Origin of the sequence: Micromonospora sp. CA-249363 (genome assembly GCF_050950185.1) — a bacterium.
GTDB lineage: Bacteria > Actinomycetota > Actinomycetes > Mycobacteriales > Micromonosporaceae > Micromonospora.
Map to the genome: position 1 here is coordinate 5,572,119 of NZ_CP192020.1, position 26,644 is coordinate 5,598,762.

The following is a 26,644-nucleotide window of genomic DNA, read 5'->3' on the forward strand; positions in this document are numbered from 1 at the left end:
GTCGGTCACCACGCGCTCGCGCCGCCGTCGACCGCGTAGTTGGCGCCGGTGATGTACGACGCCCGGTCGGAGGCGAGGAACACCACCAGCTCGGCGACCTCCTCGGGGCGGGCGAACCGCTTCAGCAACGTCTTCGCGGTGATCGCGTCCCGGGCCTCCTGGTTGTCGCCCAGGTCGCGTTCACTGGCCGGGGTGAGGATGGGCCCGGGGCTGACCGCCACCGCCCGGATGCCGTGCGGCGCGCCTTCGAGCGCGAGCTGCCGTGTCATGCCGATGACGCCGGCGTTCGCCGCCGTGTGGCCGACCATCGGCGGGACGTGACCCGCGATCATCCCGGCCATCGAGGCGGCGTTGATGATGACGCCGCCACCGCGCCGCACCAGATGCGGCCAGGCGAACTTCGACACCAGGTACGGAATGTCGAGTTCACCGGCGATCGTGTACCGCCAGTCCTCGACCGAGAAGTCCGGCAGTGGGCCGAAGCGCAGCGCGGCAGCGTTGTTGTAGACCACGTCGAGCCCTCCGTAGGCGGCCACGGCGTCCTCGACGAGTTGACGGACCTGTTCCGGGTCGGTCAGGTCGACGGGCGCGATGCTCGTCATCTCCCCGCCGGCGGCCCGGACGAGGCCGACCGTCTCGTTGTTGCCGTCGACCTGGATGTCGGCCCCGACGACCTTCGCGCCCTCGCGGGCGAAGGTCAGCGCCGCGACGCGGCCCAGACCGCCGCCGGTGCCGGTCACGAGTACCACCTTGCCGTCCAGCGTTCCCATCGAACTGCTCCTCCGTTCCCGCACGTCCGATTGACGTGTCAACCGGGAAAAGTCCGTGACCAGGCAATCTCTTCCAGCCGTTGACGGCGGGTGACGCGGCAGACACGATCGTCACCGGCAGGATCGTCACCGGCAGGTGAGTTCCGCGCCGCAGCGGGAACGTCCCGATCGGTACGTGACGGCCGAGCGGAGCCGGAACCGGTCGAACGACCCGGACGACGCCGGCGGGGACGTACGCTTGTCGAACTGTCGATCTGGAGGTGTGGGTGCGAACTCGGGCAGCCGTGGCGGGCGGAGTGGTCCTCATCCTCGTCGCCGTGATCGCGATCTGGCTCGTCCTGAAGCGGGTCGGGGACGAGTTGCGGCTGCCGCTGGCGGGACGCACCTGCACGGTCCAGGCCGACGGCCGGGTGGTCCTGGACGTGGAGCAGATGGCGAACGCGGCGACCATCGCGGCGATCGGCGTCCAGCACGGCATGCCCGAGCGCGCCGTGGTGGTCGCGCTGGCCACCGCGTACCAGGAGTCGGGGCTGCGCAACCTCGACCACGGTGACCGCGACTCGCTCGGGCTGTTCCAGCAGCGCCCGAGCAAGGGTTGGGGCACGCCGGCACAGATCCGTGACCCGCGCTACGCGACGAACAGGTTCTACAAGGCGCTCAAGAAGGTGCGCGGCTGGGAGAAGATGCGGGTCACCGACGCCGCCCAGCGGGTACAGCGCTCGGCCTTCCCCGAGGCGTACCAGAAGTGGGCCGACGACTCCGAGGTGCTCACCAAGGCCCTGCTCGGCGACGCCACCGAGGCGGTGGCCTGCACGGTGGGGCGTACCCCGGTGATGCACGGCGCGGCGGCGGCCGCGCAGCTGACCCGCAACCTGGCGCTGGACTGGGGTGTGTCGAGCGCCGAGAAGGCCAGCCAGACGGGGCTGTCGGTGGCCGCGCAGGACCAACGCGACGGCTGGCGGTACGCGCACTGGCTGGTGTCGCACGCCCAGGACCACGGGGTGAAGCGGGTCCGCTTCGGCGACCTGGAGTGGACCGCCCGCAACGGCACCTGGGGTGAGGCGAAGGGCGAGCAGGGCCCCACCGGCCAGGTGGTGGCCGAGGTCTTCGCCGAGGGCTGAGTGCCCCGGCACCGAGCGACGGCGACCCGGATCTCTTAACCGGCAGTGACCGCACAATCGGACAAAAACCAACAGAACTTGCCGGTGAGCACGTAAATGTGACTCCCCGCACCGGCTTCGCTGCGCGCGGTCGGGCCCCGGGCCGTACCACCGCCGCTCGCCCTCCCACCGCCCCGGCACTCGCGTTACGATCGGCGGCCTGTGCCAGAAATGGTTTCACCTCATGGGGAGGGGTACGACGCGGTGTTCGATTACGGCGACCGGACCGGCTACGAACCGATCAGCGACACTGACCGCAAGGAGTTCCACGAGCAGGGTTTCCTCCTGCTGCGCAACGTCCTGACGGAGGACCACCGGGCGGCGCTGGAGGCGGCGGTCGACCGCGTCTACGCGGAGGAGCAGGCCAAGGGCACCACCAAGAAGGACGGCACCCTGCACCTGCTGGGCTTCCTGGAGCGCGACGAGCTCTTCGGTGAGCTGCTCACCCACCCGATCGCCTTCCCGTACATGTGGGGGCTGGCCGGCTGGAACATCTACACCCACCACAACCACCTGGACGTCACCCCGCCGGCCGCCGAGCCGGAGAAGCCGTACTGGGGTTGGCACCAGGACGGGTACCGGCAGAACTCCGACCCGGAGACGATGGACCCGAACCTGCCCCGTCCGATGTTCTCGCTGAAGGTCGCGTACGTGCTCTCCGACCTGTCGGAGACGGGCCGTGGCGCCACGAAGGTCATCCCGGGCAGCCACCTGTGGAACTCGCTGGACCGCCCCAAGGACCTCAGCGTGCACAACCCGGACCCGGAGGGCACGGTGGAGATCACCGCGAACCCGGGCGACGCGTTCATCTTCGACCGCCGGCAGTGGCACTCGCGCTCGACGAACCTGTCGACGATCACCCGCAAGATGCTCTTCGTCGGTTACACCTACCGGTGGATCCGTCCGCTGGACGAGCTGCACCCCGACGTGAACGGCGAGTGGTACCGCAACCGCACGCCCGTCCAGCGCCAGCTGATCGGTGAGGGCACCCACACCGCCAACTACTGGGGCATCAACTGGGACGGGTACGTCGACGACGAGATCCCGCTGCGCAAGGAGCTCAAGGAGCGCGGTCTGCTCGACCGCAACATTCCCTGGCTGCGCTGACGTACAGCTCGACGGAAGGCCCCCGGCGGAACCGGGGGCCTTCCTCGCGTCTCAGGCGTGACCGGCGAGCCGGCGGCGGGCCTTCTCCCGGATCGGCGCCGGCAGGTCCGTCGCGTCGAGCAGGCGGGGCAGCAACTCCGGCTCCAGGCTGGTCGCCCGGAACACCTCCCCGATGGTGACCCCGTGCGCGGGCCGTTCCACCACCTCGACCGGGTCGCCGGCGCCCACCTCGCCCTCGCGCAGCACCCGCAGGTACGCCCCCGGGGTGGCACGGACCGTGAACCGCTTGATCAGATCCGGTACGCCCCAGAAGCCGGCGAACGTGGTGCACGGGGTGCGTGGCATGGTCACCTGGAGCAGCGCCGTACCCACCGCCCACTGCTCGCCGATGACCGCGCCGGTCACGTCGACCGCGTAGGTGGTCAGGTTCTCCCCGAAGCCGCCGGGGCGGACGGACCGGCCGATCTCGGCCGACCACCACGCGGCGTCCTCCTCGGCGTACGCGTAGACGGCCTTGTCCGGCCCGCCGTGGTGGGCCCGCTCGCCGATGAAGTCACCGGCCAGGCCCTCCGTCAGCAGCGACACCGGCCCGTCGACCGGACGCTTGTCGATGCCGCTGCGACCGCTCGCGTCGCCGGCCCACTCCGCCTCGGTCACGATGCCGAGGTTCACCGCTGCCACCCTGCCCGTCATGGCCGTCAGCCTAGCGACGGCCCGGTGCGGCAGCCGCCTCCCGCCGCGCGCTCAGCCCTTGACGGCGCCGGCCACCAGGCCGGAGACCATCTTCCGCTGCACCAGCAGGAAGAAGATGATGACCGGCAGGGTGAACAGCGTGGAGGCGGCCATGACCGGTCCCCAGTTGGTGTCGTCGCGGCCGAAGAAGAAGGTCATCGCCACCGGCAGGGTGTAGCGACCCTGGTCGTTGATGAACGTCAACGCGAAGATCAGCTCGTTCCACGCGGTGATGAAGGAGAAGATGCTGGTCGCGACCAGCCCGGGCGCGACGAGCGGGAACAGCACCCGGCGGAACGTCTGGGCCCGGCTCGCACCGTCGATGGCCGCCGCCTCCTCCAACTCCTTGGGCACCGCCGCGACGAAGCCGCGCAGCATCCACACCGCGAACGGCAGCGAGAAGCCGAGGTACGTGAGGATCAGGCTGGGCAGCGTGTTGTAGAGCCCGAGCCGCTGGATCATCAGGAACAGCGGGATGACCAGCGCCTCCAACGGGATCATCTGCACGATCAGCAACATGATCAGGAAGCTGGTCCGGAGCTTGAAGCGGAACCGGGCCACCGCCGTCGCCGCGAGCAGGGCGACCAGACCACTGAGCACCACCGTGGACACCGCGACGATCGCGCTGTTGACAAAGAAGTCGAGGAAGGTCACCCCGGGGATCAGGTTGCCGGTGAGGATCTCCCGGTAGTGCGCCAGCGTCGGATGGGTCGGCACCGGCTGCGGGGTGGACGAGAAGATCTCGCTGCTGGGCTTCAGCGACGTCGAAATCATCCAATAGACCGGGAAGGCCGCGAAGAGCGCGACCAGCAGCCCGGCGGCGTTGAGGGCGACCTTCTTCACGACTCGTCCTCCTGCTTGAGCACCATCCGCACGTAGAAGCCGGTGACCACGAGCAGGATCAACGTGAGGATCACCGCGATGGCCGCGCCGAGCCCGTACTTCGGCGGTGGTGAGAAGGCCTCGGCGTACGAGTAGATCGAGAGCATGAACGTCGGGCGGTCCTGGGTGCCGCCGGCCAGCACGAACTGCTGCGTGAAGACCTTGAAGTCCCAGATGGTGGAGAGCACGATCAGGATTCCGAAGACCGGTCGCAACAGTGGGAACGTGATCTTCCAGAAGACCCGCCACGGGCTCGCGCCGTCCACCCGGGCCGCCTCGTGCAGCTCACTCGGCACGCTCTTGAGGCCGGCGAGGACGCTCACCGCGATGAACGGGAACGAGTGCCACACGACCACCAACGTGAGGATGGCGAAGAACAGCAGCGGCGAGTTGAACCAGCCGTAACCGGTCCAGTCGCTGCGACCGAACAGAGCGTTCGAGAACCCGTCCGGCAGGGCGTTGAACAGCCAGGTGACCAGGCCGCTCGTGTCGTCGAAGATCCACTTCCAGACGATCGTGCCGGTCAGCGCCGGAGTGGCCCAGGCGAGCATCACGCAACTGGCCACGAAGGTCGCCATCTTGCGGCCGAGCCGGTTGAGCAGCAGTCCGACCAGGGTGCCGAGCACCATCGTGAGCAACACGTTCGCCGCGGCGAACAGCACGGTGTTACGCAGTACGGTCAGGAAGAACGGGTCGGTGAGGATGTCGGTGTAGTTGCCGAGCCCCACCCACGGCCACTCCCGGTCGCCACGCAGTTGCCGGACGCTGTTGAGCCGGTAGAAGGACATCGCCACCACCTGGCCGAGCGGCCAGAGCAGCAGCACCCCGATGATGACGAGTGCGGGCAGAAGCAGCAGGTAGGGCAGGCGGTCGACCCGGGGACGCCGCCGCGCGGGGGTCTCCCGCGCGGCGGACGTCTCCGGCACCTCGGTCAGCGTGGTCACTTGGCGTTGAGGATGCTTTCCATCTCACCGGCCGCGTCGGCGGTAGCCTTCTCGACCGTCTTCTGACCCTTCATGACCGAGCTGTTCATCGCCTGGGTCACCGTCTTCGTCCGGCTGACCTCCACCCACTTCGGGGTGAGCGGCGTGAGCTTCGTGTTCTGCATGGTGGTGGCGAACGCCGCCATCACCTTGTCGTTGGCGTACGTGTCGCTGGCGACCAGGTCCTTGTAGACGGGGAAGAACCCGAGGCTGCTCGCGAAGCTCTGCGCGTTCTTCTTGTTCAGCAGCACGGTCAGGTAGTCCCAGGCGAGGTCCTGCCGCTCGCTGTCCTTCCAGATCGCCACGTCCGAGCCACCGGCGAAACCGGGCGCGGCCTTGCCGTCCGGGCCGGGGATCGGGAACGTACCCCAGACCTTCTCGATCTCGGGGTTGTCCTTCTTGATGGCCCCCTGCTGCCAGCTACCGGCGAACGCCATCGCGGCCTTGCCCGTGGCGAACTGCGTCCGCGCGTCGATCTCGTTCCAGCCGGCGGCGGCCGGCGGGGCGACCTTGTGGACGGTGACCAGGTCGGTCCAGTACTTGACGGCCCGCTGCGCCTCCGGCGTCGAGTAGCCGGACTTCCACGCGCCACCCTGGTTGGTGGCGATCTCCGCGCCCGCGCCCCAGAGGAAGGAGTAGAAGGGCAGCTCGGAGTTGCCCGGCAACGCGATGCCGTAGGTGCCCTTCTTCTTGGCCTGCACGGCCTTGGCGACGGTGACCAGCTCGTCCCACGTCTTCGGCGGCTGCACGCCCGCCTCGGCGAACCAGTCGGTGCGGTAGTAGATGGCGCGCACGCCGGCGTACCACGGGACGCCGTACTGCTTGCCGTCGAGCTGCGCGTTGCGCACCAGGTCGGGCAGCAGATCCTTGCCGTCGGCCCAACCGCCCATCCGGCCGCTCACGTCGGCGAGCGCCTCCTGCGCGGCCCAGCCCTGGGTCTCGGTGTTGCCCAGCTCGGTGATGTCCGGGCCCTCACCACCGGCGAGCGCGGCCTGGAACTTCTTGGGCGCCTCGAGCCAGGGAATGTACTGCACCACCACATCGGTGTCCGGGTGCTTCTGCCGGAACTCGGTCTCCACGCCGTCGAGGAAGGCGTTCTGGGCGTCGCCGCCCTCACCCATCATCCAGACCGTGAGCTTGCTGTCGTCGGTCGCTTCCTCGCCGGAGCCCCCACAGCCGCCCATCACCATGGCGACCGAGGCCACCACGGCAGTGACCGGGGCCAACCGCTTCCACCTGTTCACGCCACTTCTCCCCTCGCGTCGCCTGGCACTAACCTTCTCCGCCGCACCTTAGTACGAAGAAATCCTTTACGACAGTGGGCGGACCGGCCGAAGCCTGGCGACCGTATCGCAGGTCGCCGACGCGAGAGACCCACGGAACCGGGCCGAATCTGGGCAGGACGTCACGAAAGAGCGCCCGGCCAACCGGCCGGGCGCTCTTTACAGGTCCTGCGGTGATGCCAGGTTGTTACCGGGTGACGCGGCGGCGGCCACCCACACCAGCCACCAGCGCGACCGCGATCGCCGCCACCACGACCTGCACCAGCAGCTCCGTCCAGTCCACACCAGCGGTCTCGGTCGCGATACCCATCGCCCGCGCCAGCACGGTACCCAGCAGAGCCGCACCGATACCGATCAGCAGGTGCAGCCAGATCGGCATGTTCTGGCGGCCCGGAACAACCAGGCGGCCGAGCGCCCCGACGATGAGACCAACAACGATGGCAGTGATGATGCCCCACACGGTGAGCTCCACGGTCGCCCTCCTTCAAAGAATGTCTGACACACAACGTGTGCTTCCTGTCGTGACCGCTAAGTTCCCGACCCACCAAAATCCCAAACCGACTCACCCGCACAAGAAGTTGCCGGCGTCGATGCCGACTGGCTGCGTCGGTTGGCGCGGAAACACGTCCACACAGCTCAGACAACATGTTGCCCAGGGCGACAACCCCAGAACCTGACCCCAAAAAAATCCCCGGCCCCACCCCCGGCCGCCCCGGTGATCAAGAGGTTCGCGTCAGGATCCGGGCTTCGGATGACGCGAATCTCTTGATCACCGCGGGCAAGCGGGTGGGGTGGAGGCCGGGGTCGGGGGGTTTGGGGGGTTACTTTTTGGTGGTGGGTTTGGCGTCGCCGGAGTCGGAGGACAGGGCGGCGATGAAGGCCTCCTGCGGGACCTCCACCCGGCCGACCATCTTCATCCGCTTCTTGCCTTCCTTCTGCTTCTCCAGCAGCTTGCGCTTACGGCTGATGTCACCGCCGTAGCACTTGGCGAGCACGTCCTTGCGGATCGCGCGGATGGTCTCCCGGGCGATGACCCGGCTGCCGATGGCCGCCTGGATGGGCACCTCGAACTGCTGGCGCGGGATGAGGGTCCGCAACTTCGCGGCGATCGTGACGCCGTAGTTGTACGCCTTGTCCTTGTGCACGATGGCGCTGAACGCGTCCACCGGCTCGCCGTGCAGCAGGATGTCCACCTTCACCAGGTCGGACGCCTGCTCGCCGGAGGGCTCGTAGTCGAGTGAGGCGTACCCCTTGGTGCGGCTCTTCAACTGGTCGAAGAAGTCGTAGATGATCTCGGCGAGGGGCAGCGTGTAGCGCAGCTCCACCCGGTCGGCGGAGAGGTAGTCCATGCCGAGCAGGCTGCCGCGCCGGCCCTGGCACAGCTCCATGACCGCGCCCACGTAGTCGTTGGGCGTCAGCACGGTGGCCCGAACCACCGGCTCGTACACCTCGGCGATCTTGCCGGTCGGGTACTCGCTCGGGTTGGTCACCACGATCTCGGTGCCGTCGTCCTGGATCGCCCGGTAGACCACGTTGGGCGCGGTGGAGATCAGGTCGAGGTTGTACTCGCGCTCCAACCGCTCCCGGATGATCTCCAGGTGGAGCAGGCCGAGGAAGCCGCAGCGGAAGCCGAAGCCGAGCGCGCCGGAGGTCTCCGGCTCGTAGTCCAGGGCGGCATCGTTGAGCTTGAGCTTGTCCAGAGCCTCGCGCAGGTTGGGGTAGTCGGACCCGTCGATCGGGTAGAGGCCGGAGTAGACCATCGGCTTCGGGTCCTTGTAGCCGCCCAACGGCTCCTCGGCCGGCCGACTGTTGATGGTGACCGTGTCACCGACCCGGGACTGCCGGACGTCCTTCACGCCGGTGATGAGGTAGCCGACCTCACCGACACCGAGCCCGTCGGCCTTGACCATCTCGGGTGAGATGACGCCGATCTCCAGCAGCTCGTGCACCGCGCCGGTGGACATCATCTTGATCCGCTCGCGGGCGCTGATCCGGCCGTCGATGACCCGGACGTAGGTGACGACGCCGCGGTAGACGTCGTACACCGAATCGAAGATCATCGCCCGGGCGGGCGCCTCGGCGTCGCCGACCGGTGGGATGAACTGCCGGACGATCTCGTCGAGCAGGTGCGGGACGCCCTCGCCGGTCTTGCCGGAGACCCGGATGCAGTCGGCGGGGTCGCCGCCGATGAGGTGGGCCAACTCCTCGGCGTACTTCTCCGGCTGCGCGGCCGGCAGGTCGATCTTGTTGAGCACCGGGATGATGCGCAGGTCGTTCTCGAGGGCCAGGTAGAGGTTGGCCAGGGTCTGCGCCTCGATGCCCTGGGCGGCGTCGACCAGCAGCACGGCGCCCTCGCAGGCGGCCAGCGACCGGGACACCTCGTACGTGAAGTCCACGTGCCCCGGGGTGTCGATCATGTTGAGCACGGCGTGCTCACCGGCCCGCTCGCCCTCGCGGATCGTCCACGGCATGCGGACGGCCTGGCTCTTGATGGTGATGCCGCGTTCGCGCTCGATGTCCATCCGGTCCAGGTACTGCGCGCGCATCTGCCGGGGGTCGACCACGCCGGTGAGCTGCAACATCCGGTCGGCCAGGGTCGACTTCCCGTGGTCGATGTGGGCGATGATGCCGAAGTTCCGGATGCGACCGGGGTCGGTGGCACCAGGGGCGTTCGCGCCGGGATCGAGCTTCGGTGGCACAGCGGTCCGTTCTGGTCGGCTGACGTGAACAGGCCGGCGCGCCGCCGACCCCCTCCATGTTCCCACGCCGCCGGCGTACGCCCACTGCGCGGGCGACGGATCGGTCCCGGGACGCATCACTCCATCGGCGGCTCCACGAAGAGCGCGGCCAGCCGGGGCAGCCGGCGGCGGGCCTCGGACTCGTCGTCGAAGTCCCAGAAGTCGTTGAGGTCCGGCGTCCGGACCGGCTCGCGATCCGTCGGCAGATCCGACGCGGTGGCCCTGCGGTAGGCGTCCCACGGCACCGCCAGCATCTGCTCGGCGGAGAACTCCTCCCCGCTCAGCGACGCCGCGCGCACCTGGGGAAGCTCGGCCAGCGAGTCGGGGTCGCCGACCGCGCGGGCGAACACCGCCCGACCCTGGGTCATCAGCCAGCCCCGGAAGTGCTCGAAGCCCTCCGCCGACGCCCCACCGTTGATCAGGTACGCCGCGCCCCACAGGTCCGCCTTGTGCGACGCCGCCAGGACCCGGGCCTGGTGCTGGGCGTACCCGACGATGTCCTCCGGATCGCGCTCGGCGAGCAGCGCCACGGCCCGCGCGGCGACCGGCCCGGGCTCACCCCCGCCCCCGGCACGGGCCTGGTCGATCAGCTGCCAGAAGTCCTCGGTCCTCATGGTCTGGCAGTCTGGCAGTGTCGCCGCGCGCCGCGCACGTACCCCGGGCAGCATGGTGGGGTGTCCTCCCCACCGCCGTACCACGCGGGCGCGCCGCGCCCGTCGTGGCCGCAGCTGCCGGCGGCGCTGCGGGCCGCGATCGCCGACCGGCTCGGCGCGCCGGTGGTCACCGCCCGGACCGCCACCGCCGGCTTCACCCGGGGCTTCGCCGCCGTGCTCCGCACCGCCGACGGCGGCCGGGCCTTCGTCAAGGCGGCACCCGCCGTCGCGCAACCGCACCTGACCCAGGGGTACGCCCGGGAGGCCGCGATCCTCGGCCGGCTGCCGGTCGACCTGCCCGCGCCCCGCCTGCGGTGGACGCTGGACGCGGCCGGCTGGTTCGTGCTCTGCGCCGACGCGGTCGACGGCCACCTCCCACGCCTGCCCTGGGCGCGTGCCGAGCTGGACGCCACGCTCGCCGCGTACGCCGAGGTTGCCGCCGCCCTCGCCGACCCACCGACCGGCCTGACCTCGCTCGGCCTGCCCCGCCTGGCCGACCTGGCCCGCTCGGACATCCTCTGGTGGGAGGAGGTCGCCGCGGGCCGGGAGCCGCTCCCGGCGCTGCCCGCCGCCGCCCGGGGCCGACTCCCCGAGCTGGTGATGCTGGAGTCCCGCCTTCCGGAGTACGCGGACGGGGCGACCGGCGTGATCCACGGCGACCTGCGGGTGGACAACGTGCTCATCGACCCGGACGGCCGGGCCTGGCTCTGTGACTGGACCTGGGCCTGCACCGGGCCGGCCTGGTTCGACCTGGTCACGCTGCTGCTCACCGCGTACGCCGGCGGTCTGGACGTCGACCGGATCTTCGCGGCGCACCCGGCGGCCACGGGTGCTCCCCCGGACGCGCTGGACGCCACCCTCGCCGCGTTGGCCGGCTACTACCTGACCGGCGCGGCGGCGGTGACGACCTCGCCGCAGCGGGCGGCACACCAGCGGTCCAGCGGCGAGCAGGCCCTCCGCTGGCTCACCGACCGGCAGGGCTGGCGCTGACAGCGCCGGGGTCCCCGCGCCGAGGTCCCCGCGCCGAGTCGTGATCCACTCGGGTTCAGGGAGGTCGGGCGGTCAGCGGGCGACGGATACCCTGGTTTCCAGGAAGCCGGGTGGATCACGGCTCGAGTGCCCGGGGCTGGGCGCGGAAGTCGCACACGCACGGTAGGTGGAGCCGTTTTGGCTCGTCCCGGACGACCTGGTAACCTGGCTATTCGCGCGGCGATGGCGCATGTCGTCCTGCCGTGCACAAGCTGACCAACCCGAGCTATAAGACGAGGCTGTCGCGTGGCGAACATCAAGTCCCAGATCAAGCGCAACCGGCAGAACGAGAAGGCCCGGCTGCGCAACAAGTCGGTCAAGTCGTCGCTGAAGACCGCCGTCCGCAAGTTCAACGAGGCCGCCGAGGCCGGTGACGTCGAGCAGGCCACCGCCCTCATGCAGGACGCCTCGCGCAAGCTGGACAAGGCCGTCAGCAAGGGCGTGATCCACGCCAACCAGGCCGCGAACCGCAAGTCCGCGATCGCGAAGCGCGTGGTGTCGCTCTCCGCCTGACGCTTCACCGTCAGACAGATTTCGGAAAGCCCCGGACCTCGGTCCGGGGCTTCCGTGTGTCCACGAGGCGTCGGCCGTCAGTTCAGCGGGTCCCTGCGGCGCCGGGGCCGCACCGGATCGGTCGTGACCACCACCGGAGTCGCGGCGCTCCACTCGACCCGGGCCCGGCCGACCACCGGCTCCATCTGCCGGCGGAAGCGGTCCCGCTCCTGCTCGGGTACGAGCGCGGCGGAACGGACCACCACCGCGGCCACCACGTCGTTGAGCTTGACCATCGCCGCCACGACCACGGGTAGCACCAGCACCGCCCACCAGGTGACCAACTCCGCGAGGGCGAGCAGCACGGCGAGGGCGATGGTGCCCTCGAAGAACAGGAAGCAGAGCACCCCACCGGGGTTGACGAACCGCAGGCCGAGAAGCCGGGCGTAGAGCGGCCGGTACCGCTCCTCGTCGGCGGACACGGTGGTCCACGCCGTACGGTTCGGCCCCGTCACCGCGTGCTGCCCTGCCGGGCCGCCGCCACCGAGAAGACCGCCCGCTCCAGGGCGTACGCCCGGTCGTCCGAGCCCCCCTTGACGGCCGCGTTGCACTCCGCGGCGACCTGCATGGCCCGGACCAGTCCTTCCGGGGTCCAGCCGCGCCCCTGTCGCTGCGCCCGTTCGATCTTCCACGCCGGCATCCCGAGGCTGCTGGCGAGCTGGTAGGCGTTGCCCCGCCCGGCCGACGCCACCCGGGCCACCGTCCGCACCCCGTCGGCCAGGGCGTCGGCGATGGGCACCGGGTCGACGCCGACGTGCAGGGCCCAGCGCAGGGCCTCCAGGGCGGCCGGCACATCGCCGACCATGGTGGCGTCGGCCACGGTGAAGCCGGTCACCTCGACCCGCCCCCGGTAGTAACGGGACACCGTCTCGGCGCTGATCCGCCCGTCGGTGTCGGCCATGAGCTGGGAGCAGGCGGCGGCCAGTTCGCGCAGGTCGTTACCGACCGCCGCGATCAGCGCCTCGGCGGCGTCGTCGGCGCACCGGCCACCGGCCCGGCGGATCTCGTCGCGGACGAAGGCGACCCGTTCGCGGTGACCCTTGAGCTTGGCCGCCGGGACCACCGTCGCGCCGGCCGACCGCAGCCCGTCGGCGAACGCCTTGCCCTTCGCGCCGCCCAGGTGCAGCACCAGGAGCTGGACCTCAGGGTCGGGATTCTTCGCGTACGCCAGCAGCGCGGCGACCAGGTCCTTGCGGGCGTCCTGGCCGGAGCGCAGGATGAGCAGCCGCCGGCCGCCGAACAGCGACGGGCTGAGCATCTCGGCTATCTCGCCGACGGTGAGCGCACCCGCCTGGTACTCGCGAACGTCCACCTCGGGGTCGGTGGCCCGGGCCCGTTCGACGGCTTCGGAGACCGCGCGCGTGGCGAGCAGCTCCTCGTCGCCGAGGACGAGCACAATGGGGGCGAGGCTGGCGGGGGTCACGTCGCCCATATTCGCACGGCCTGTGGCGGGTACGGGCCTGCTCATTGGCCGCCCGGTCGGCGCAGCCCGCACTTAGCGCAAATCCAGACATTTGCCTCGGTCTACCATTTAATCCGCAAGGCGGTTGAGATTCCGGCCGAGTGCGCGCAATTTCCACGCGCCTATCACGGTGGTGGACGTCCCGGCGGTAGGCCTCGACGGGCCACCGCCAGCCCGTCGGCCGTCCGGATCGCCGCCACGTCACCGTCGGTGTCGGTCCGCAGGACCCGGGCGCCGTGCCTGCTCAGCCGGCCCAGGAGTGCCGGATTGGGGTGCCCGTACGTGTTGCCCGCGCCGACGGGTACCAGCGCGACCGCCGGCCGAACGGCGGCGAGGAAGCCCTCGTCCTGGTACGCCGAGCCGTGGTGCGCGACCTTCAACACGTCCGCCCGCAGCTGGTCGGGCGGCGTCCGGACCAGGACGGCGTGCTGTTCCTCGGTCTCGGCGTCACCGGGCAGCAGGACCGAGACGCCGGCGACCGTGGCGCGCAGCACCAGCGAGTTGTTGTTCGGGTCCGAGCGGGTGCCGCCCAGCGGGTACGGCGGACCGAGCACCAGCAGCTCGACACCGCCGATCCGGTGACGTGCCCCGGCGGTGGTGTCCCGCATCGTGGCCCGACCACCGGTCGCCGCCGCGCGGACGGCCGCCCGTCCGCTCGCCGGATCGGTCGAGGACGGGGTCAGCACGGCGGCCACCCGGCGCCCCCGGAACACCCCGGCCACCCCGCCCACGTGGTCGAGGTGGAAGTGGCTGACCACCAGCAGCGACACCTCCCGGATGCCGAGCCGGCGCAGACACGCGTCCACCGCGCCCGGCTCCGGCCCCGTGTCGACGAGCACCGCCCGACCGGGCGCGACCGGCAGCACGAGGGCGTCACCCTGCCCCACGGCGCAGGCCACCACCACCCAGCCGGGCGGCGGCCAGCCACCGGCCACCAACCGGACCCCGAGCGCGCCGACGAGTACGGCGACGGCGACCACCGCCACCAATCGGCGCACCAGCGGTCGGCGCGCGGCCACCAGCAGCGCCACGGTCAGCCCGGCCAGCAGCAGGGCGCCCCATGCCCCACCCGGCCACGGCAGGGTGCCGGCCGGGAGGCGGGCGCCGTGGCGGGCGATGACGACCAGCCACCAGGCCGGCCAACTGGCCAGCCAGGCGACGAACCCGGCCCCGGCCGGCCAGACCGGTGACAGCACGGCGGCCGTCACGCCCAGCACCGTCGCCGGCGCGATGGCCGGCACCGCCAGCAGGTTGGCCGGCACCGCCACCAGGCTGACCGTGCCGGAGATCCCGGCGACGACCGGCCCGCAGGCCACCTGCGCGGCCGCCGGAACCGCCAACGCCTCGGCCAACCCGGCCGGTACGCCCCGGCGGCGCAGCCCGTCCCGCCAGCGCGGCGCGAGCAGCAGCAGACCTCCGGTGGCCAGTACGGACAGCGCGAACCCGGCGTCGCCGGCCAACTCGGGGTCGACGAGCACCAGCACGGTGACGGCGGCGGCCAGGGCGGGCAGCGCGGCCCGGGGTCGGCCGGCGGCCAGCGCGACGAGCCCGATCGCCCCCATCGTGGCGGCCCGTACGACGCTCGGCGACGGACGCACCAGGATGACGAAGCCCACCAGCGCCACTCCGCAGAGCACACCGGCGAGCCACGGGCCGGCACGTGCCCAGCGCGCCACCAGCAGCACCGCACCCACCACGATCGCGACGTTGCTGCCCGAGACGGCATTGAGGTGCGTCATGCCGGTCGCCCGGAAGTCCTCCTCGACGGCGGGCGGCAGGCGGCTGGTGTCCCCCACCACCAGCCCCGGCAGCAGGCCACCCGGGTCGTCGGGCAGCGGCGCGCAGGCCCGTTGCAGACCCGCGCGCAGGGTGCCGGCGGCGCGCTGCGCCCACGACGGCCTACCGCGTCGTTCGGGTGGACCGGTGGTGGCGAGGACCGCCGCGGTGAGGTCACCACCGCGCGGCACGCCGAGCCGCCCCTCGGCGGTCAGCCGCTGCCCCGGCAACAGCCCTCGCCAGGCCGGGTCGGTGGCGAGGACCAGCACCCGTACCGACGCCCGGAGCCGTTCACCGTCGGGAGCGGTCAGCCGGATCAGCTCGGCCGACACCAGCAGCATCCCGGGACGCCCGGCGGAGCGGATCGGGCGCGGATCGTCACGGACGACGAGGTCGGCGGTCACCGGGGCACGCTTCTCGGCCAGGGCACGAACCGGCGGCGCGTCCCGGACGACCAGCCGGGCCGAGGTCGCCGCCGCGCCGCAGAGCACGCCGAGGCCGACCGCGACGACGATCCAGCCGTGACGGCGGGCGAGAGGCCCGGGGCGACCGAGCCGACCGAGCAGGTGCAGGGCGCTCAGCGCCGTCGACACGGCTGCCCCGCCGGCCACCAGGAGCATTGGCCGGGGGCCGAGGTGCAGGCCGGCGAGCGCGGTGAGCCAGGCGGCCACGGCCAGTCCGGCGAGCCGGAGATCCGGTGGCGGCGGGTCACCGACGACGGGTGGACCGTTCACACCGTCACCAGATCCTTGAGCTGCTCGTAGCGCGCGTCCCCGATGCCCTCGACCTGGCGCAGGTCGCCGACGGCCGTGAACCCGCCGTGCTGGTCCCGGTAGGCGAGGATGCGCTGGGCGAGCACCGGCCCCACCCCGGGCAGCGCGTCGAGTTGGGCGAGGGTGGCGGTGTTGAGGTTCAACACTCCGCCGGGGGCCGGCGCACCACCGGCAGCGGGGCCGGCCGCGCCCGCTGGCGGTGGTGGCGGCGGCGTCACCCCGACGACGATCAACTCACCGTCGGTCACCTTGCGGGCGGGATTGAGCAGCGCCACGTCGACGCCGGGCAGCGGGCCGCCGGCTTCCCGCAGGGCGTCGGCGAGCCGGGCACCGGCCGGTACGCGTACCAGCCCCGGTTTGCGTACCTTGCCCGCGACCGCCACCACCAGCTCGCCGGACGCCGACGGGCTGACGGCCCCCGCCGCGCCGCCTGGAGTGGCCTCGGCGACCGGCGGAGCAACCGGTTCGGCGTGCGGCCGGGACCGCCAGGCCCAGCCGGCGGCGGCCAGCACCACCACGAGGGCCACGGCCGCCAACGCCCGTACCCCGCGCCGCCCCGGGTCGAACGCCCCCGGGCCGGGCAGGCGTGCCGCGCCGCCGCCGAGGCCGGTCGACCCGTCCGCCGCCGCCGTCGATCCACCGGCCCCGGAGGTCGGCACACCGGAGGAGCCGGACACCGACACCTCGGACGATCCCGCCCAGGAAAGGGGCTCTGCGCCGGACGCAGCCGACAGCGCATCACCCGCCGGAGCCGTCAGCCGGCGCAGACGCTGGCGTACCTCTGTCTCCTCGTCCTCTGACACGCGACGACGCTAGGACGCCCGGACGCCACGACGGGTGCCTCCCGGACCGGCCTGTGGACAGCCGACGCCTCTGTGGACAACGCCCTGATCATGCTCGCGTCTGGTACGGCCCTGGGGCCGCTCGGAGGTAGCGCGCATTCATGGATGAGGATTAATGTTAGCGCTATCATCGCCCCCCACCACCACCGCCACCTGAGGGGAACCATGGACGTGAAGAGAAGGCTGCACCGCCTGCTGGCCGCAGCGGGGACCCTGTTGGTCCTCGTCGCCGGCACCGGCGTCTACCTGGTCACGGAGACGCCCGGCGTCGCCCGTGCGGCCGGCACCGGCCCGTGCGACATCTACGCCTCCGGCGGCACGCCGTGCGTCGCCGCGCACAGCACGACCCGGGCCCTGTACGGCGCGTACGACGGTCCGCTCTACCAGGTTCGCCGATCGTCGGACAACACCACCCGCGACGTCGGCGTACTCAGCGCCGGTGGCGTGGCCAACGCCGCCACCCAGGACACGTTCTGCGCCAACACGAGCTGCGTCATCACGATCATCTACGACCAGTCCGGCCGCAACAACCGGCTCACCCAGGCCCCTCCGGGTGGGTTCACCGGCCCGGCGCCCGGCGGGTACGACAACCTCGCCGACGCGAAGGCGGCACCGGTCACCATCGGCGGCCAGAAGGCGTACGGCGTCTACATCGCCCCCGGCACCGGCTACCGCAACAACAACACCAACGGCGTCGCGACCGGCGACCAGCCCGAGGGCATCTACGCCATCGTCGACGGCACGCACTACAACCAGTGGTGCTGCTTCGACTACGGCAACGCGCAGACCAACGTCCTCGCCGACGAGCGCGCGATCATGGAGACGGTCTACTTCGGCGCGAACAAGCAGTGGGGCTACGGAGCGGGCGCGGGCCCCTGGATCATGGCCGACCTGGAGTGGGGCCTGTTCTCCGGCGTGAACGCGGGCTACAACAACATCCCGTCCATCAACCACCGCTTCGTGACGGCCATGGTCAAGGGCGAGTCGAACCACTGGGCGATCCGCGGTGGAAGCGCGCAGTCGGGCAGCCTGACGACCTACTTCGACGGCCCGCGTCCCGCCGGCTACCACCCGATGAAGAAGGAGGGAGCGATCCTCCTCGGCATCGGCGGCGACAACAGCATCACCGGTCGCGGCACCTTCTTCGAGGGCGTGCTGACCTCCGGCTTCCCGTCGGCCGCCACCGAGAACGCCGTGCAGGCCAACATCACCGCCGCCGCCTACACCCCGGCCGCCGGGGGCAACCCGCAGCAGAACGCCCAGATCGTGGGCGCGCAGTCCGGTCGCTGCGTCGACGTGCCGAACGGCACCAGCACCAACGGCACCCAGGTGCAACTGTGGGACTGCATCAGCAACAGCACCGCGCAACGCTGGACCTGGACGGCCGGCAAGCAGATCCAGGTGTACGGCAACAAGTGCCTCGACGCCAACGGCCAGGGCACCGCGAACGGCACTCAGGTGATCATCTGGGACTGCCACGGCGGCGCGAACCAGCAGTGGAACGTCAACGCCAACGGCACCCTCACCGGCGTCCAGTCCGGGCTCTGCCTGGACGCCAACGGCGCCGCCACCGCCAACGGCACGAAACTCATCCTCTGGGCCTGCAACGGGCAACAGAACCAGCAGTGGTCCCTGCGTAGCTGAGCGGGCAGCCGTCGGGCCGCCTCCGGACGGAGGCGGCCCGACAACACCGGGTCAGCGGGCCTCCGGGTCGAGGCCGAGGACCGCCCGTCCCCCGTCCACCGGCAGGGTCACCCCGTTGACGAAGCTCGCGGCCGGCGACAGCAGGTACGCGACCGCCTCCGCCACCTCGTCGGCACGCCCGATCCGGCCCACCGGGTGCAGCCGGGTCAGCTCGGCGTCGATCTGCTCGGCCCGGGCGGGCTCCTGCGCGGCCAGGAACTCGGCGTGCCGCTCGGTGGCGATCGAGCCGAGCGCGACGGCGTTGGCGCGGATGCCGTGCCGCCCGTACTCGACGGCCAGCGCCCGGGTCAGCCCCTCGACGGCGGCCTTGGCCGTGGCGTACGGCAGAGCGCCCGGCACCGGCCGGCGGGCCTGGTGCGACGAGACGTTCACGATCGCGCCGCTCGTGCCGGCGGCCAGGAAGCGGCGTACCGCCACGGCGGCGCCCACCACGGCCGGGCGCAGGTTGAGCCCGATCAGGTCCAGCACGGTGTCGGCCGACGCCGTGTGCAGGGCCGCGTCGCGAAAGACCGCCGCGTTGTTGACCCAGCCGGTGAGCGGGGCGACGCGTTCGGCCACCTCGGCGGCGTGCGCGGCCACCCGCTCGTCCCCGGCCTCGCCGACGACCGCCAGCAGGCGATCCGCGGCCGGATGCCCGGCGAGCCAGTCCACCGCCTCGGCGTCGCGCTCCACGACGACGACGGTGACGCCGGTCGTCACCAGCCGTTGCGTCACGGCCCGGCCGACGCCACGGCCGCCGCCGGTCACCACGCACGTGCCGGCCACCGCGGTCAACCCCGAGGCCGACGGTGGACGACCACGCACGCCAGACCCGGCCCGGCGTGCGCGGCGACCACCGCGCCCGCCTCGGAGACGTACGTGTCGTGCACGCGTTCGCCCAGGCGTGCGGTGAGCGCGGCGCGCAGCGCCTCGGCGCGCTGCGGCGCGGCCAGATGGTGGACGCCGAGGTCGACCTCGTCGTCGCCGGCCGCCTCGACAGCCAGGTCGACGAGCCGGGCAATTCCCCGGCTGGCGGTACGCACCTTCTCGCGCAGCACGATCGCGCCGTCCGGCATGTGCATGATCGGCTTGACCGACAGGGCGGTGCCGAGCAGCGCCTCGGCGGCGTTGATCCGGCCGCCCCGGCGGAGGAACTCCAGGGTGTCGACGTAGAACCACATGGTGGTCCGGGCGACCGCGGCGAGCGCCGCGTCCCGTACGCCGGCCAGGTCCGCCCCTTCCTCGGCGGCGATGGCGGCGGCGATGGCCGGGAAACCGAGCCCCATGCCGGTGGAGCGGCTGTCGACGACCTCGACCCGACCACCGAGGTCGACGGCGGCCAGTCGGGCCGCCTCGACGGTGCCGGACAGGCCGGCGGAGAGATGCACCGAGACGACACCGTCGGCGCCGTCGTCGAGGAGGCGGCGGTACGTCCGGGCGAACTGTTCGGGCGCCGGGCGGGACGTGCTGGCCGACACCCGCCGCTCGCCCAGCGCTCGGGTGGCGTCGGCGGGTTGGGTCTCCACCCCCTCCAACCCCTCCGCGCCGTTGAGCACGACGGTCAGCGGGACGATGGTCAGCCGGTGCCGCAGCACCAGCTCGGGTGGGAGGTAGGCGGTGGAGTCGGTGACGACCGCGACGGGCATGCCCGGCACGCTAGCCGATCACGACGTGCCGCGCCGAGGTGCGAGCGCCGACCCGGGCCGGTTCGGCGCTCAGACCGCGTCGACGACGGCCGGGGCGGTGACGAGGCCGACGTTGTGGCCGCGGAGCTGCCAGCCCCGGACGTCGTCGTGCCGCAGTTCGGTCCAGTGGCAGTTGGCCAGTGAGCCGATGGTGCGCAGCACGTCGGAGGGCCAACCGAGGAGATGACCGACGCCCTGGCGGGACGCGCCGCCGTGGGTGGCGATGACCACCGTCCCGCCGGGAGTCGCGTCGGCTGCCGCCAGGAACGCGGCGGCGACCCGCTCACCGAGTTCGTGCAGCGGTTCCAGATCCGCGCCGGGCGCCGGGTCGCCGGCCCGCCAGCGCGCGTACTCGCCCGGGAAGCGTTCGGCGACCTCGGTGAGGTGCAGGCCCTGCCACTGGCCGAAGTGCCGCTCGCGGAGCCGGGCGTCGGTGCGTACCCCGAGCCCGGTGAGCGCGGCCAGCGCCGCGGCGGTCTCCGCGGCGCGGCCCAGGTCGCTGGACACGATGGCGTCCGGCCGCAGCGACGCGAGCAGCGGCGCGGCGGCGCGGGCCTGGTCGCGGCCCAGCTCGTTGAGGGGTACGTCGGTCTGCCCCTGGACGCGGTTGGCGGCGTTCCAGTCGGTGTTGCCGTGCCGCCAGACGATCAGTCGGGTCATTCGGCTGCGGCGGACCCGCCGGCGTCGGCCTCGACCAGGTCGCGGTCGACGAACGGGATGGTGGGGCAGTCCTTCCAGAGGCGGTCGAGCCCGTAGAACTCGCGCTCCTCGGTGTGCTGCACGTGCACCACGATGTCGACGTAGTCGAGCAGCACCCAGCGGCCACCCCGCTCGCCCTCGCGCCGGATCGGCTTGGCCTTCTCCGGAAGCTCCAGCAGGCGCTCCTCGATGGCGTCGACGATGGCGAGCACCTGGCGCTCGTTGGGGGCGGCGGCGAGCAGGAACGCGTCGGTGATGGCGAGCTGGTCGCCGACGTCGATGATCGCGATGTCCTGCGCCTTCTTGTCGGCGGCGGCCTGGGCGGCGGCGATTGCCAGCTCGTGCGCGCGTTCGGAAACTGTCACCGTTCTCCTTCGATCAGGCGTGCGATGCACCAAGCGTCTCACACCCGGCGAGGTCCCGACCCGTCAGTTCTGGTCGGTTAGACGTACCAACCGGCGCATACCGGACGTGATCACGGCTGATAGAGGCGCCGCTTGGCGATGTACTGCACCACACCGTCGGGCACCAGGTACCAGACCGGTTCGCCCCGGGCGACCCGGGCACGGCAGTCGGTCGACGAGATGGACATCGCGGGCACCTGGACCAGGCTGACCGTGTCCGCCGGGAGGTGTTTGTCGGTCAGCGGGAAACCGGGCCGGGTCACACCGATGAAGTGGGCCAGCTCGAAGATCTCGTCCAGGTCCTTCCAGGAGAGGATGCGTTGCAGCGCGTCCGCTCCGGTGATGAAGAAGAGCTGGACCTTGGGGCCGTACTCGGCCTGGAGGTCGCGCAACGTGTCGACCGTGTAGGTCGGGCCGCTGCGGTCGATGTCGACGCGGCTGACCTGGAAGCGGGGGTTGGAGGCGGTGGCGATGACCGTCATGAGGTACCGGTCCTCGGCGGGGCTGACCGGTTCGTCAGCCTTCTGCCACGGCTGCCCGGTGGGGACGAAGACCACCTCGTCCAGGCCGAACCGGTCCGCCACCTCGCTGGCCGCGACGAGGTGCCCGTGGTGGATCGGGTCGAAGGTGCCACCCATGATCCCGATCCGCCGGATATCTTCCTCCACCCCGTGATCGTAGGCCGCGCGTCGGAGCCGGTCGTGACGGCCCGATACCTGGTCACACGGATACTCGTCTGCGTATACTCGTCGACGATTATCCGGGAGGTGCGTCATGCCGAAGCGACGCAAGGTCGGCAACCTGATGGCGCTGGCCGTGCTCTCCGCCCTCGTCCAGCGGCCCATGCACCCCTACGAGATGGCCAGCACCCTGCGCGCCTGGGGCAAGGACCAGGACATGGAGTTCAAGTGGGGCTCCTTCTACACGGTGATCCGCAATCTGGACAAACACCAGTTGATCGCCGCCGTGGAGAGCGTCCGCGAGGGCCGACGCCCGGAACGGACCGTCTACCGGATCACCGAGGCGGGCCGGGCCGAGCTGGTCGACTGGGCGCGGGAGCTGGTCGGCACGCCCATGCCGGAGCATCCCCGCTTCCGGGCCGGCCTCTCCGTGCTCGCCGCCCTGCACCCCGACGAGGCGATCGACCTGCTCCGGCAGCGGCTCGACCGACTGGACGACGCGCTCCGCCGTGACCGCGAGACGCTCGACGCCCACCTGCGTGAGATCCCGCGCCTGTTTCTCGTGGAGAGCGAGTACGACCTGGCCATCCGGGCCGCCGAGGCCACCTGGCTGCGGACCCTGCTGGCGGAGCTGACCTCGGGAAGCTACCCGGGGCTGGACACCTGGCGGGCCTTCCACGAGACCGGCGAGATGCCGGCCGAGCTGACCGAGCTGGCCGGAAGGACCAGCAGCGACCCCGACACCGCCGACTGAGAAGACAGCTCCGGCGGGGTGCGCCAACACCCCGCCGGAGCCCTACCTCGAACCGACACCTGAGCAGGCACCCGGCCCGAAGCGGCAACCACGAGGATAACCGGGTTCCCTCCCAGGACGGTTCGTCCGCACCCATGCGACGACACCAGGGAGAAAGAGCATGACAACGGTACGAACCGCGCTCGTCATCGGCGGCGGCATCGCCGGACCGGTGGCGGCCCTCGCGCTGCACCGCGCCGGCATCACCGCCACCGTCGCCGAGGCGTACCCGGCGACCGCCAGTGGGGCGGGCGGCATCGGTGGCACCCTCGCGCTCGCGCCCAACGGCGTGGCAGCCCTACGGGCGGTCGGCGCGGACGAGGCGGTGACGGCGATCGCCACACCCGTCCACCGCAGCGTCATGGCCGTCGGTGCCCGCCGGATCGACCTGCCGATGCTGGCCGGGGTGCCGCCGCTGCGCGTGGTGCACCGAGCCGAGCTGCACCGGGTGCTGCACGACCGGGCGGTCGCCGAGGGCATCACCTTCGCCTACGGCAGACGACTGGTCGACGTCACGCACACCGACGACGGCGTGACCGCGCGTTTCGAGGACGGCACCACGGCGACCGCCGACGTCCTGGTCGGCGCGGACGGCATCCGGTCCACGGTCCGTGGCCTCATCGACCCGGCCGCGCCCGGCCCCCGGTTCACCGGACTGCTCGGCTTCGAGGCGGTCGCCCGACACGAGGTGGACGCCGAGGCGGGCACCATGACGTTCGCCTTCGGGCGGCGCGGCTACTACCTGTACTGGCCGGAGCCGGGTGGCGGCACCCGCTGGGGCGCCAACCTGCCGGGGCAACGACCGATGAGCCTCGTCGAGGCCCGCGCGGTGCCGGCGCGGCAGTGGCTGGACACGTTGCGTGCCACCTACGGTGACGACGACCCGGGCCGGGAGCTGATGGCCACCAGCTCGGCCGACGACCTCCAGGTGGTCGGCGCGTTGCAGATCATGCCGCCCGTCCCGAACTGGCACCGGGACCGCATGGTGCTGGTCGGCGACGCGGCGCACGCGCCGTCGAACAGCTCCGGACAGGGCGCCTCGCTCGCCATCGAGAGCGCGGTGCAGCTCGCCCGCTGCCTGCGGGACCTGCCCGACGTGACGTCGGCGTTCGAGGCGTACGTGCGGCTGCGCCGTGCCCGGGTCGAGAAGGTCGCCGCCCGCGCGGCACGGATCAACCACGCCAAGGCGCCCGGGCCGGTCGCGCGGACGCTGATGCCCCTGCTGATGCCGCTGCTGGTGCGGACCGCCATGGACCCGGAGCGCACGATCGCCCACGAGCAGCGCTACGTCATCGACTTCGACGCGCCGGTCACGGCGGAACCCGCCCTGCGGTAGACGGGGGCGCGGGGTGGCCGCCGAGCCACCCCGCGTCCGACCGCTCCCGGGGTGGCCGGCTCGGCCTCGGACCGAGCCGGCCACGCCACCCCGTCGGCCTCAGGCCGAGGCGGCGGCCACCGCCGTGCGCGCCACCAGCGCCCGCCGCAGGTCGTCGTCGGCGTCGGTGACGACCCGCCGCAGGCCCGCCGTCAGGTCGTCGCGGGCCAGCAACGCCGCGGCCGCCTCCCGGGTCGGCTGCGCCACGGCGTAGCGGGGGAAGGCCAGCTTCGCCACCCGGTCGGCCGTCCAGGGGGTACGCCGACGAGCGGCGGCCGGCATGTCGGCGAAGTACCGCTCGACGTACGCGGCGGTCAGTTCGGCCTGCTCGGGCTGCCAGAACCCCTCCGCCGTGGCCTCGAGCAGTCGGTTGGACAGCTCGGTGTCGTGCGCGATGGTCTCCCACGCCGCCTGCTTCGCGCCCGGGTCGGGCAGGGCGGCCCGGCAGTACGCGGCCTGCTCCGCGCCGGCGGCGCTGACGTCGACCCGCGCCTCTTCGGCGATCTCCGCCTCGCCCGCCGCGCCCAGCACCACGAGCCGGCGCAGCACCGCCCACCGCAGTTCCGTGTCGACGGCCAGCCCGGGCGGCACGTCCCGGCCGGCGAGCCAGCCGACGAGCAGATCGCTGTCGGTGGTCGCGGCGATCCAGCCTCGGGCGGCGGCGAGCTGCAACGACTCCCCCGCCGGCGCCCCGTCGAGCAGCTGCCGGCACGCCTCGGCGACCCGGGCCAGCGCCGTCGTACGGGCCAGCGGGTCGAGGTAGCGGTCCACCAGCGACCGGCTGAGAAGGAGCACGTCCTCCGCGATGATCACTTCGGTCTCGGCGGGCAGCGCCGCGACCATCAGGTCGACCAGGCCGCCGACCGGACGCTCACCGTCGGTCGCCGCGTCCAGCGCCTCGCCCCAGAGCACCGCCCGGGCGAGCGGATCGGCGAGGCCCGGCAGCACCAGCGCGACGGCGTCCGCGGACGTCTCGTCGAGGCGCACCTTGGCGTAGGTGAGGTCACCGTCGTTGAGCAGCAGCACCCGGGCCGCCGGCTCGCCGGTCAACGCGCCGAGCACGGTCCGGCCGCCGTCGACGGCCGGGTCGAGATCCACCTCGTCGCGCCGCACGGTGCCGTCCGCCGCGTACCGCCCCACGCCGATGCGGTGCGGACGCAGCACCGGATGGGACGCGGGGGCGGTCTGCACCACGGCGACCTCGGTGTAGCGGCCGTCGGCGTCGACGTCGACCTCAGCGCGCAACGTGTTGACCTGCGGTCGGCGCAACCACAGCTCGGCCCAACCGGACAGGTCCCGGCCGCTGGCGGCGGAGAGGCTGGTCAGCAGGTCCGCCAGCGTGGCGTTGCCGAAGCGGTGCGCGGCGAAGTGCGCGTTCAGGCCGGCGAGGAAGGCCTCGTCGCCGAGCCACGCGACGAGTTGCCGCAGGACGGCGGCGCCCTTGGCGTACGAGATGCCGTCGAAGTTGAGCAGGCCCTCGTCGGCGTCGGCCACCTCCGGGGGCGCGACCGGGTGGGTGGAGGGACGCTGGTCGGCCGCGTACCCCCAGGCCTTGCGGCGCATGGCGAACGTGGTCCACGCCTGGTCGAAGCGGGTGGCCTCGACGGTGACCCGGGTGCCCAGGTACTCGGCGAAGGACTCGTTGAGCCACAGGTCGTCCCACCAGCGCATGGTGACCAGGTCACCGAACCACATGTGCGCCATCTCGTGCGCGATGGTGGTGGCCCGCACCTCGCGCTGGGTGTCGGTGACCGCCGAACGGAACACGTAGTCGTCGCGGAAGGTGACGATGCCCGGGTTCTCCATCGCGCCGGCGTTGAACTCGGGCACGAACGCCTGGTCGTACTTACCGAACGGGTAGCGCTCGGCGAAGAGTTGGTGGAACCGGTCCAGGCAGCGCCCGGTGATGTCGAAGATCTCCTCGGCGTCGGCGTCCAGGTGCTCGGCGACGGACCGTCGACAGTAGAGCGCCAGCGGGATGCCGTCGTGCTCGGACCGACGGACGTGGTACGGCCCCGCGATCAGCGAGAAGAAGTACGTTGCCAGCGGCGCGGTCGGGGCGAACTCCCAGCGTCCCGGGGCCGGAGTGGCGACCACCTCCGCGTTGCCGGAGACCGTCCACTGCGGCGGCGCGGTGACCGTGAGGGTGAACGGGGCCTTCAGGTCGGGCTGGTCGAACGCGGCGAAGATGCGCTGGGCGTTGTCGAGGAACGACATCGCGTAGAGGTAGGTCTCGCCGTCCGCCGGGTCGACGAAGCGGTGCAGCCCCTCCCCGGCATTGGAGTACGCCATCTCCGCCTCGACGACGAGCGTGTTCGTCGTGTCGAGATCGGCGAGCGGCAGTCGGTTGTCGGTCAACGTGGCGGGATCCACGGCGCGGTCGTTGAGGCGTACCCCGAGGAGGTTCGCCGGCTTGACCTCGGCGAAGGTGGCGGCCCCGGCGGTCGCCCGGAACCTGATCTCGACGCGGGATCGGAACAGATCGCCGTCGCCGGTCAGATCGAGGTCCACGTGATAGGACTCGACAGTAATCGCCGCGCCACGCGCGGTCGCCTCTACACGGGTCAGGCTCGGCATCCGCTT

General features: G+C 71.8%; 25 protein-coding genes. 7 read left to right on the plus strand and 18 right to left on the minus strand.

Translation table 11 applies throughout. From position 1 onward, the window contains the following. Positions 1–5: 5 nt before the first annotated feature. Positions 6–770 carry an SDR family NAD(P)-dependent oxidoreductase gene (locus ACQPZK_RS24755; RefSeq protein ID WP_433535263.1) on the minus strand — a complete coding sequence of 255 codons (765 nt, stop codon included), beginning with the start codon at positions 768–770 and terminating at the stop codon, positions 6–8. 266 nt (positions 771–1,036) lie between these two features. Between ACQPZK_RS24755 and ACQPZK_RS24760 the strand changes: the two genes are divergently transcribed. Both ACQPZK_RS24760 and ACQPZK_RS24765 read left to right on the plus strand, forming a co-directional pair. Continuing rightward, the gene (locus ACQPZK_RS24760) at positions 1,037–1,891 is read left to right on the plus strand and encodes a hypothetical protein (protein ID WP_433535264.1); all 855 of its coding nucleotides are present in this window, start codon (positions 1,037–1,039) and stop codon (positions 1,889–1,891) included. Between the two features lie 243 nt (positions 1,892–2,134). Continuing rightward, on the plus strand, positions 2,135–3,037 hold the full coding sequence (locus ACQPZK_RS24765) for a phytanoyl-CoA dioxygenase family protein (protein WP_088988074.1): 903 nt from the start codon (positions 2,135–2,137) through the stop codon (positions 3,035–3,037). Between the two features lie 51 nt (positions 3,038–3,088). Here ACQPZK_RS24765 and ACQPZK_RS24770 read toward each other — a convergent pair whose 3' ends face one another. From ACQPZK_RS24770 to ACQPZK_RS24800, 7 genes are all read right to left on the minus strand, one after another. After that, positions 3,089–3,730 carry an MOSC domain-containing protein gene (locus tag ACQPZK_RS24770; RefSeq protein WP_433535265.1) on the minus strand — a complete coding sequence of 214 codons (642 nt, stop codon included), beginning with the start codon at positions 3,728–3,730 and terminating at the stop codon, positions 3,089–3,091. A 51-nt stretch (positions 3,731–3,781) separates the two neighbouring features. Continuing rightward, on the minus strand, positions 3,782–4,612 hold the full coding sequence (locus ACQPZK_RS24775) for a carbohydrate ABC transporter permease (protein WP_422736451.1): 831 nt from the start codon (positions 4,610–4,612) through the stop codon (positions 3,782–3,784). Continuing rightward, a complete protein-coding gene (locus ACQPZK_RS24780) occupies positions 4,609–5,595 on the minus strand; it encodes a carbohydrate ABC transporter permease (protein ID WP_433535266.1) in 987 nt (328 codons plus the stop codon). The genes ACQPZK_RS24775 and ACQPZK_RS24780 overlap by 4 nt, the downstream gene beginning before the upstream one ends. Beyond that, entirely contained in the window at positions 5,592–6,878 is a 1,287-nt protein-coding gene (locus ACQPZK_RS24785; protein ID WP_433535267.1) for a sugar ABC transporter substrate-binding protein, read from the minus strand. Before ACQPZK_RS24785 ends, ACQPZK_RS24780 begins: the two co-directional genes overlap by 4 nt. A gap of 226 nt (positions 6,879–7,104) precedes the next feature. Continuing rightward, the gene (locus tag ACQPZK_RS24790) at positions 7,105–7,389 is read right to left on the minus strand and encodes a GlsB/YeaQ/YmgE family stress response membrane protein (RefSeq protein ID WP_422736453.1); all 285 of its coding nucleotides are present in this window, start codon (positions 7,387–7,389) and stop codon (positions 7,105–7,107) included. A 349-nt stretch (positions 7,390–7,738) separates the two neighbouring features. Beyond that, positions 7,739–9,616 (minus strand): translation elongation factor 4, encoded by a 1,878-nt coding sequence (lepA, locus tag ACQPZK_RS24795; protein ID WP_433535268.1) that lies wholly within the window; start codon positions 9,614–9,616, stop codon positions 7,739–7,741. A gap of 116 nt (positions 9,617–9,732) precedes the next feature. Continuing rightward, the gene (locus ACQPZK_RS24800; RefSeq protein ID WP_433535269.1) at positions 9,733–10,269 is read right to left on the minus strand and encodes a DUF4240 domain-containing protein; all 537 of its coding nucleotides are present in this window, start codon (positions 10,267–10,269) and stop codon (positions 9,733–9,735) included. 60 nt (positions 10,270–10,329) lie between these two features. Here ACQPZK_RS24800 and ACQPZK_RS24805 point away from each other — a divergent pair, with 60 nt between their 5' ends. After that, entirely contained in the window at positions 10,330–11,298 is a 969-nt protein-coding gene (locus tag ACQPZK_RS24805; RefSeq protein WP_433535270.1) for a phosphotransferase, read from the plus strand. Positions 11,299–11,583: 285 nt separating this feature from the next. Beyond that, positions 11,584–11,850, plus strand: coding sequence for a 30S ribosomal protein S20 (gene rpsT, locus ACQPZK_RS24810; protein ID WP_433535271.1), 267 nt, complete (start codon positions 11,584–11,586; stop codon positions 11,848–11,850). Between the two features lie 77 nt (positions 11,851–11,927). On the opposite strand, the gene ACQPZK_RS24815 is transcribed toward rpsT, so the two are convergent. The 4 genes from ACQPZK_RS24815 to ACQPZK_RS24830 all read right to left on the minus strand — a co-directional run bounded on the left by ACQPZK_RS24815 (position 11,928) and on the right by ACQPZK_RS24830 (position 16,703). Next, a complete protein-coding gene (locus ACQPZK_RS24815) occupies positions 11,928–12,344 on the minus strand; it encodes a hypothetical protein (RefSeq protein WP_433535272.1) in 417 nt (138 codons plus the stop codon). Then, complete coding sequence (gene holA / locus ACQPZK_RS24820; RefSeq protein ID WP_433535273.1) at positions 12,341–13,321, minus strand: DNA polymerase III subunit delta; 981 nt, start codon at positions 13,319–13,321, stop codon at positions 12,341–12,343. The genes ACQPZK_RS24815 and holA overlap by 4 nt, the downstream gene beginning before the upstream one ends. 155 nt (positions 13,322–13,476) lie before the next feature. Continuing rightward, positions 13,477–15,861 carry a ComEC/Rec2 family competence protein gene (locus ACQPZK_RS24825; protein WP_433535274.1) on the minus strand — a complete coding sequence of 795 codons (2,385 nt, stop codon included), beginning with the start codon at positions 15,859–15,861 and terminating at the stop codon, positions 13,477–13,479. After that, the gene (locus ACQPZK_RS24830) at positions 15,858–16,703 is read right to left on the minus strand and encodes a helix-hairpin-helix domain-containing protein (protein WP_433535275.1); all 846 of its coding nucleotides are present in this window, start codon (positions 16,701–16,703) and stop codon (positions 15,858–15,860) included. The genes ACQPZK_RS24825 and ACQPZK_RS24830 overlap by 4 nt, the downstream gene beginning before the upstream one ends. A gap of 204 nt (positions 16,704–16,907) precedes the next feature. Here ACQPZK_RS24830 and ACQPZK_RS24835 point away from each other — a divergent pair, with 204 nt between their 5' ends. Continuing rightward, positions 16,908–18,386, plus strand: coding sequence for an arabinofuranosidase catalytic domain-containing protein (locus ACQPZK_RS24835; protein WP_433535276.1), 1,479 nt, complete (start codon positions 16,908–16,910; stop codon positions 18,384–18,386). A 51-nt stretch (positions 18,387–18,437) separates the two neighbouring features. On the opposite strand, the gene ACQPZK_RS24840 is transcribed toward ACQPZK_RS24835, so the two are convergent. The 5 genes from ACQPZK_RS24840 to nadD all read right to left on the minus strand — a co-directional run bounded on the left by ACQPZK_RS24840 (position 18,438) and on the right by nadD (position 21,881). After that, a complete protein-coding gene (locus ACQPZK_RS24840; RefSeq protein WP_433535277.1) occupies positions 18,438–19,211 on the minus strand; it encodes an SDR family NAD(P)-dependent oxidoreductase in 774 nt (257 codons plus the stop codon). 5 nt (positions 19,212–19,216) lie between these two features. Continuing rightward, on the minus strand, positions 19,217–20,071 hold the full coding sequence (locus ACQPZK_RS24845; protein WP_433535278.1) for a DegV family protein: 855 nt from the start codon (positions 20,069–20,071) through the stop codon (positions 19,217–19,219). A gap of 69 nt (positions 20,072–20,140) precedes the next feature. Next, positions 20,141–20,770, minus strand: a complete 630-nt coding sequence (locus ACQPZK_RS24850; RefSeq protein WP_433535279.1) for a histidine phosphatase family protein — start codon at positions 20,768–20,770, stop codon at positions 20,141–20,143. Further along, a complete protein-coding gene (rsfS, locus tag ACQPZK_RS24855) occupies positions 20,767–21,174 on the minus strand; it encodes a ribosome silencing factor (RefSeq protein WP_328419394.1) in 408 nt (135 codons plus the stop codon). The genes ACQPZK_RS24850 and rsfS overlap by 4 nt, the downstream gene beginning before the upstream one ends. A gap of 110 nt (positions 21,175–21,284) precedes the next feature. Further along, positions 21,285–21,881 (minus strand): nicotinate-nucleotide adenylyltransferase, encoded by a 597-nt coding sequence (gene nadD, locus ACQPZK_RS24860; protein WP_433535280.1) that lies wholly within the window; start codon positions 21,879–21,881, stop codon positions 21,285–21,287. A gap of 106 nt (positions 21,882–21,987) precedes the next feature. On the opposite strand from nadD, the gene ACQPZK_RS24865 reads away from it, so the two are divergent. Then, the gene (locus ACQPZK_RS24865; RefSeq protein ID WP_433535281.1) at positions 21,988–22,647 is read left to right on the plus strand and encodes a PadR family transcriptional regulator; all 660 of its coding nucleotides are present in this window, start codon (positions 21,988–21,990) and stop codon (positions 22,645–22,647) included. Positions 22,648–22,807: 160 nt separating this feature from the next. Further along, positions 22,808–24,022: an FAD-dependent monooxygenase gene (locus ACQPZK_RS24870; protein WP_433535282.1), complete on the plus strand. Its 1,215-nt coding sequence runs from the start codon at positions 22,808–22,810 to the stop codon at positions 24,020–24,022. Between the two features lie 99 nt (positions 24,023–24,121). Here the strand turns inward: ACQPZK_RS24870 and pepN are convergent, their stop codons facing one another. Next, complete coding sequence (gene pepN / locus ACQPZK_RS24875; RefSeq protein ID WP_433535283.1) at positions 24,122–26,638, minus strand: aminopeptidase N; 2,517 nt, start codon at positions 26,636–26,638, stop codon at positions 24,122–24,124. Between the last annotated feature and the right edge of the window lie 6 nt (positions 26,639–26,644).

Coding starts and splice junctions, on each gene's coding strand:
- ACQPZK_RS24755 (WP_433535263.1), bottom strand. CDS start 770: ATGGGAACGCTGGACGGCAAGGTGGTACTCGTGACCGGCACCGGCGGC.
- ACQPZK_RS24770 (WP_433535265.1), bottom strand. CDS start 3,730: ATGACGGGCAGGGTGGCAGCGGTGAACCTCGGCATCGTGACCGAGGCG.
- ACQPZK_RS24800 (WP_433535269.1), bottom strand. CDS start 10,269: ATGAGGACCGAGGACTTCTGGCAGCTGATCGACCAGGCCCGTGCCGGG.
- holA (WP_433535273.1), bottom strand. CDS start 13,321: ATGGGCGACGTGACCCCCGCCAGCCTCGCCCCCATTGTGCTCGTCCTC.
- ACQPZK_RS24835 (WP_433535276.1), top strand. CDS start 16,908: ATGGACGTGAAGAGAAGGCTGCACCGCCTGCTGGCCGCAGCGGGGACC.
- ACQPZK_RS24845 (WP_433535278.1), bottom strand. CDS start 20,071: ATGCCCGTCGCGGTCGTCACCGACTCCACCGCCTACCTCCCACCCGAG.
- ACQPZK_RS24850 (WP_433535279.1), bottom strand. CDS start 20,770: ATGACCCGACTGATCGTCTGGCGGCACGGCAACACCGACTGGAACGCC.
- ACQPZK_RS24865 (WP_433535281.1), top strand. CDS start 21,988: ATGCCGAAGCGACGCAAGGTCGGCAACCTGATGGCGCTGGCCGTGCTC.
- ACQPZK_RS24870 (WP_433535282.1), top strand. CDS start 22,808: ATGACAACGGTACGAACCGCGCTCGTCATCGGCGGCGGCATCGCCGGA.
- pepN (WP_433535283.1), bottom strand. CDS start 26,638: ATGCCGAGCCTGACCCGTGTAGAGGCGACCGCGCGTGGCGCGGCGATT.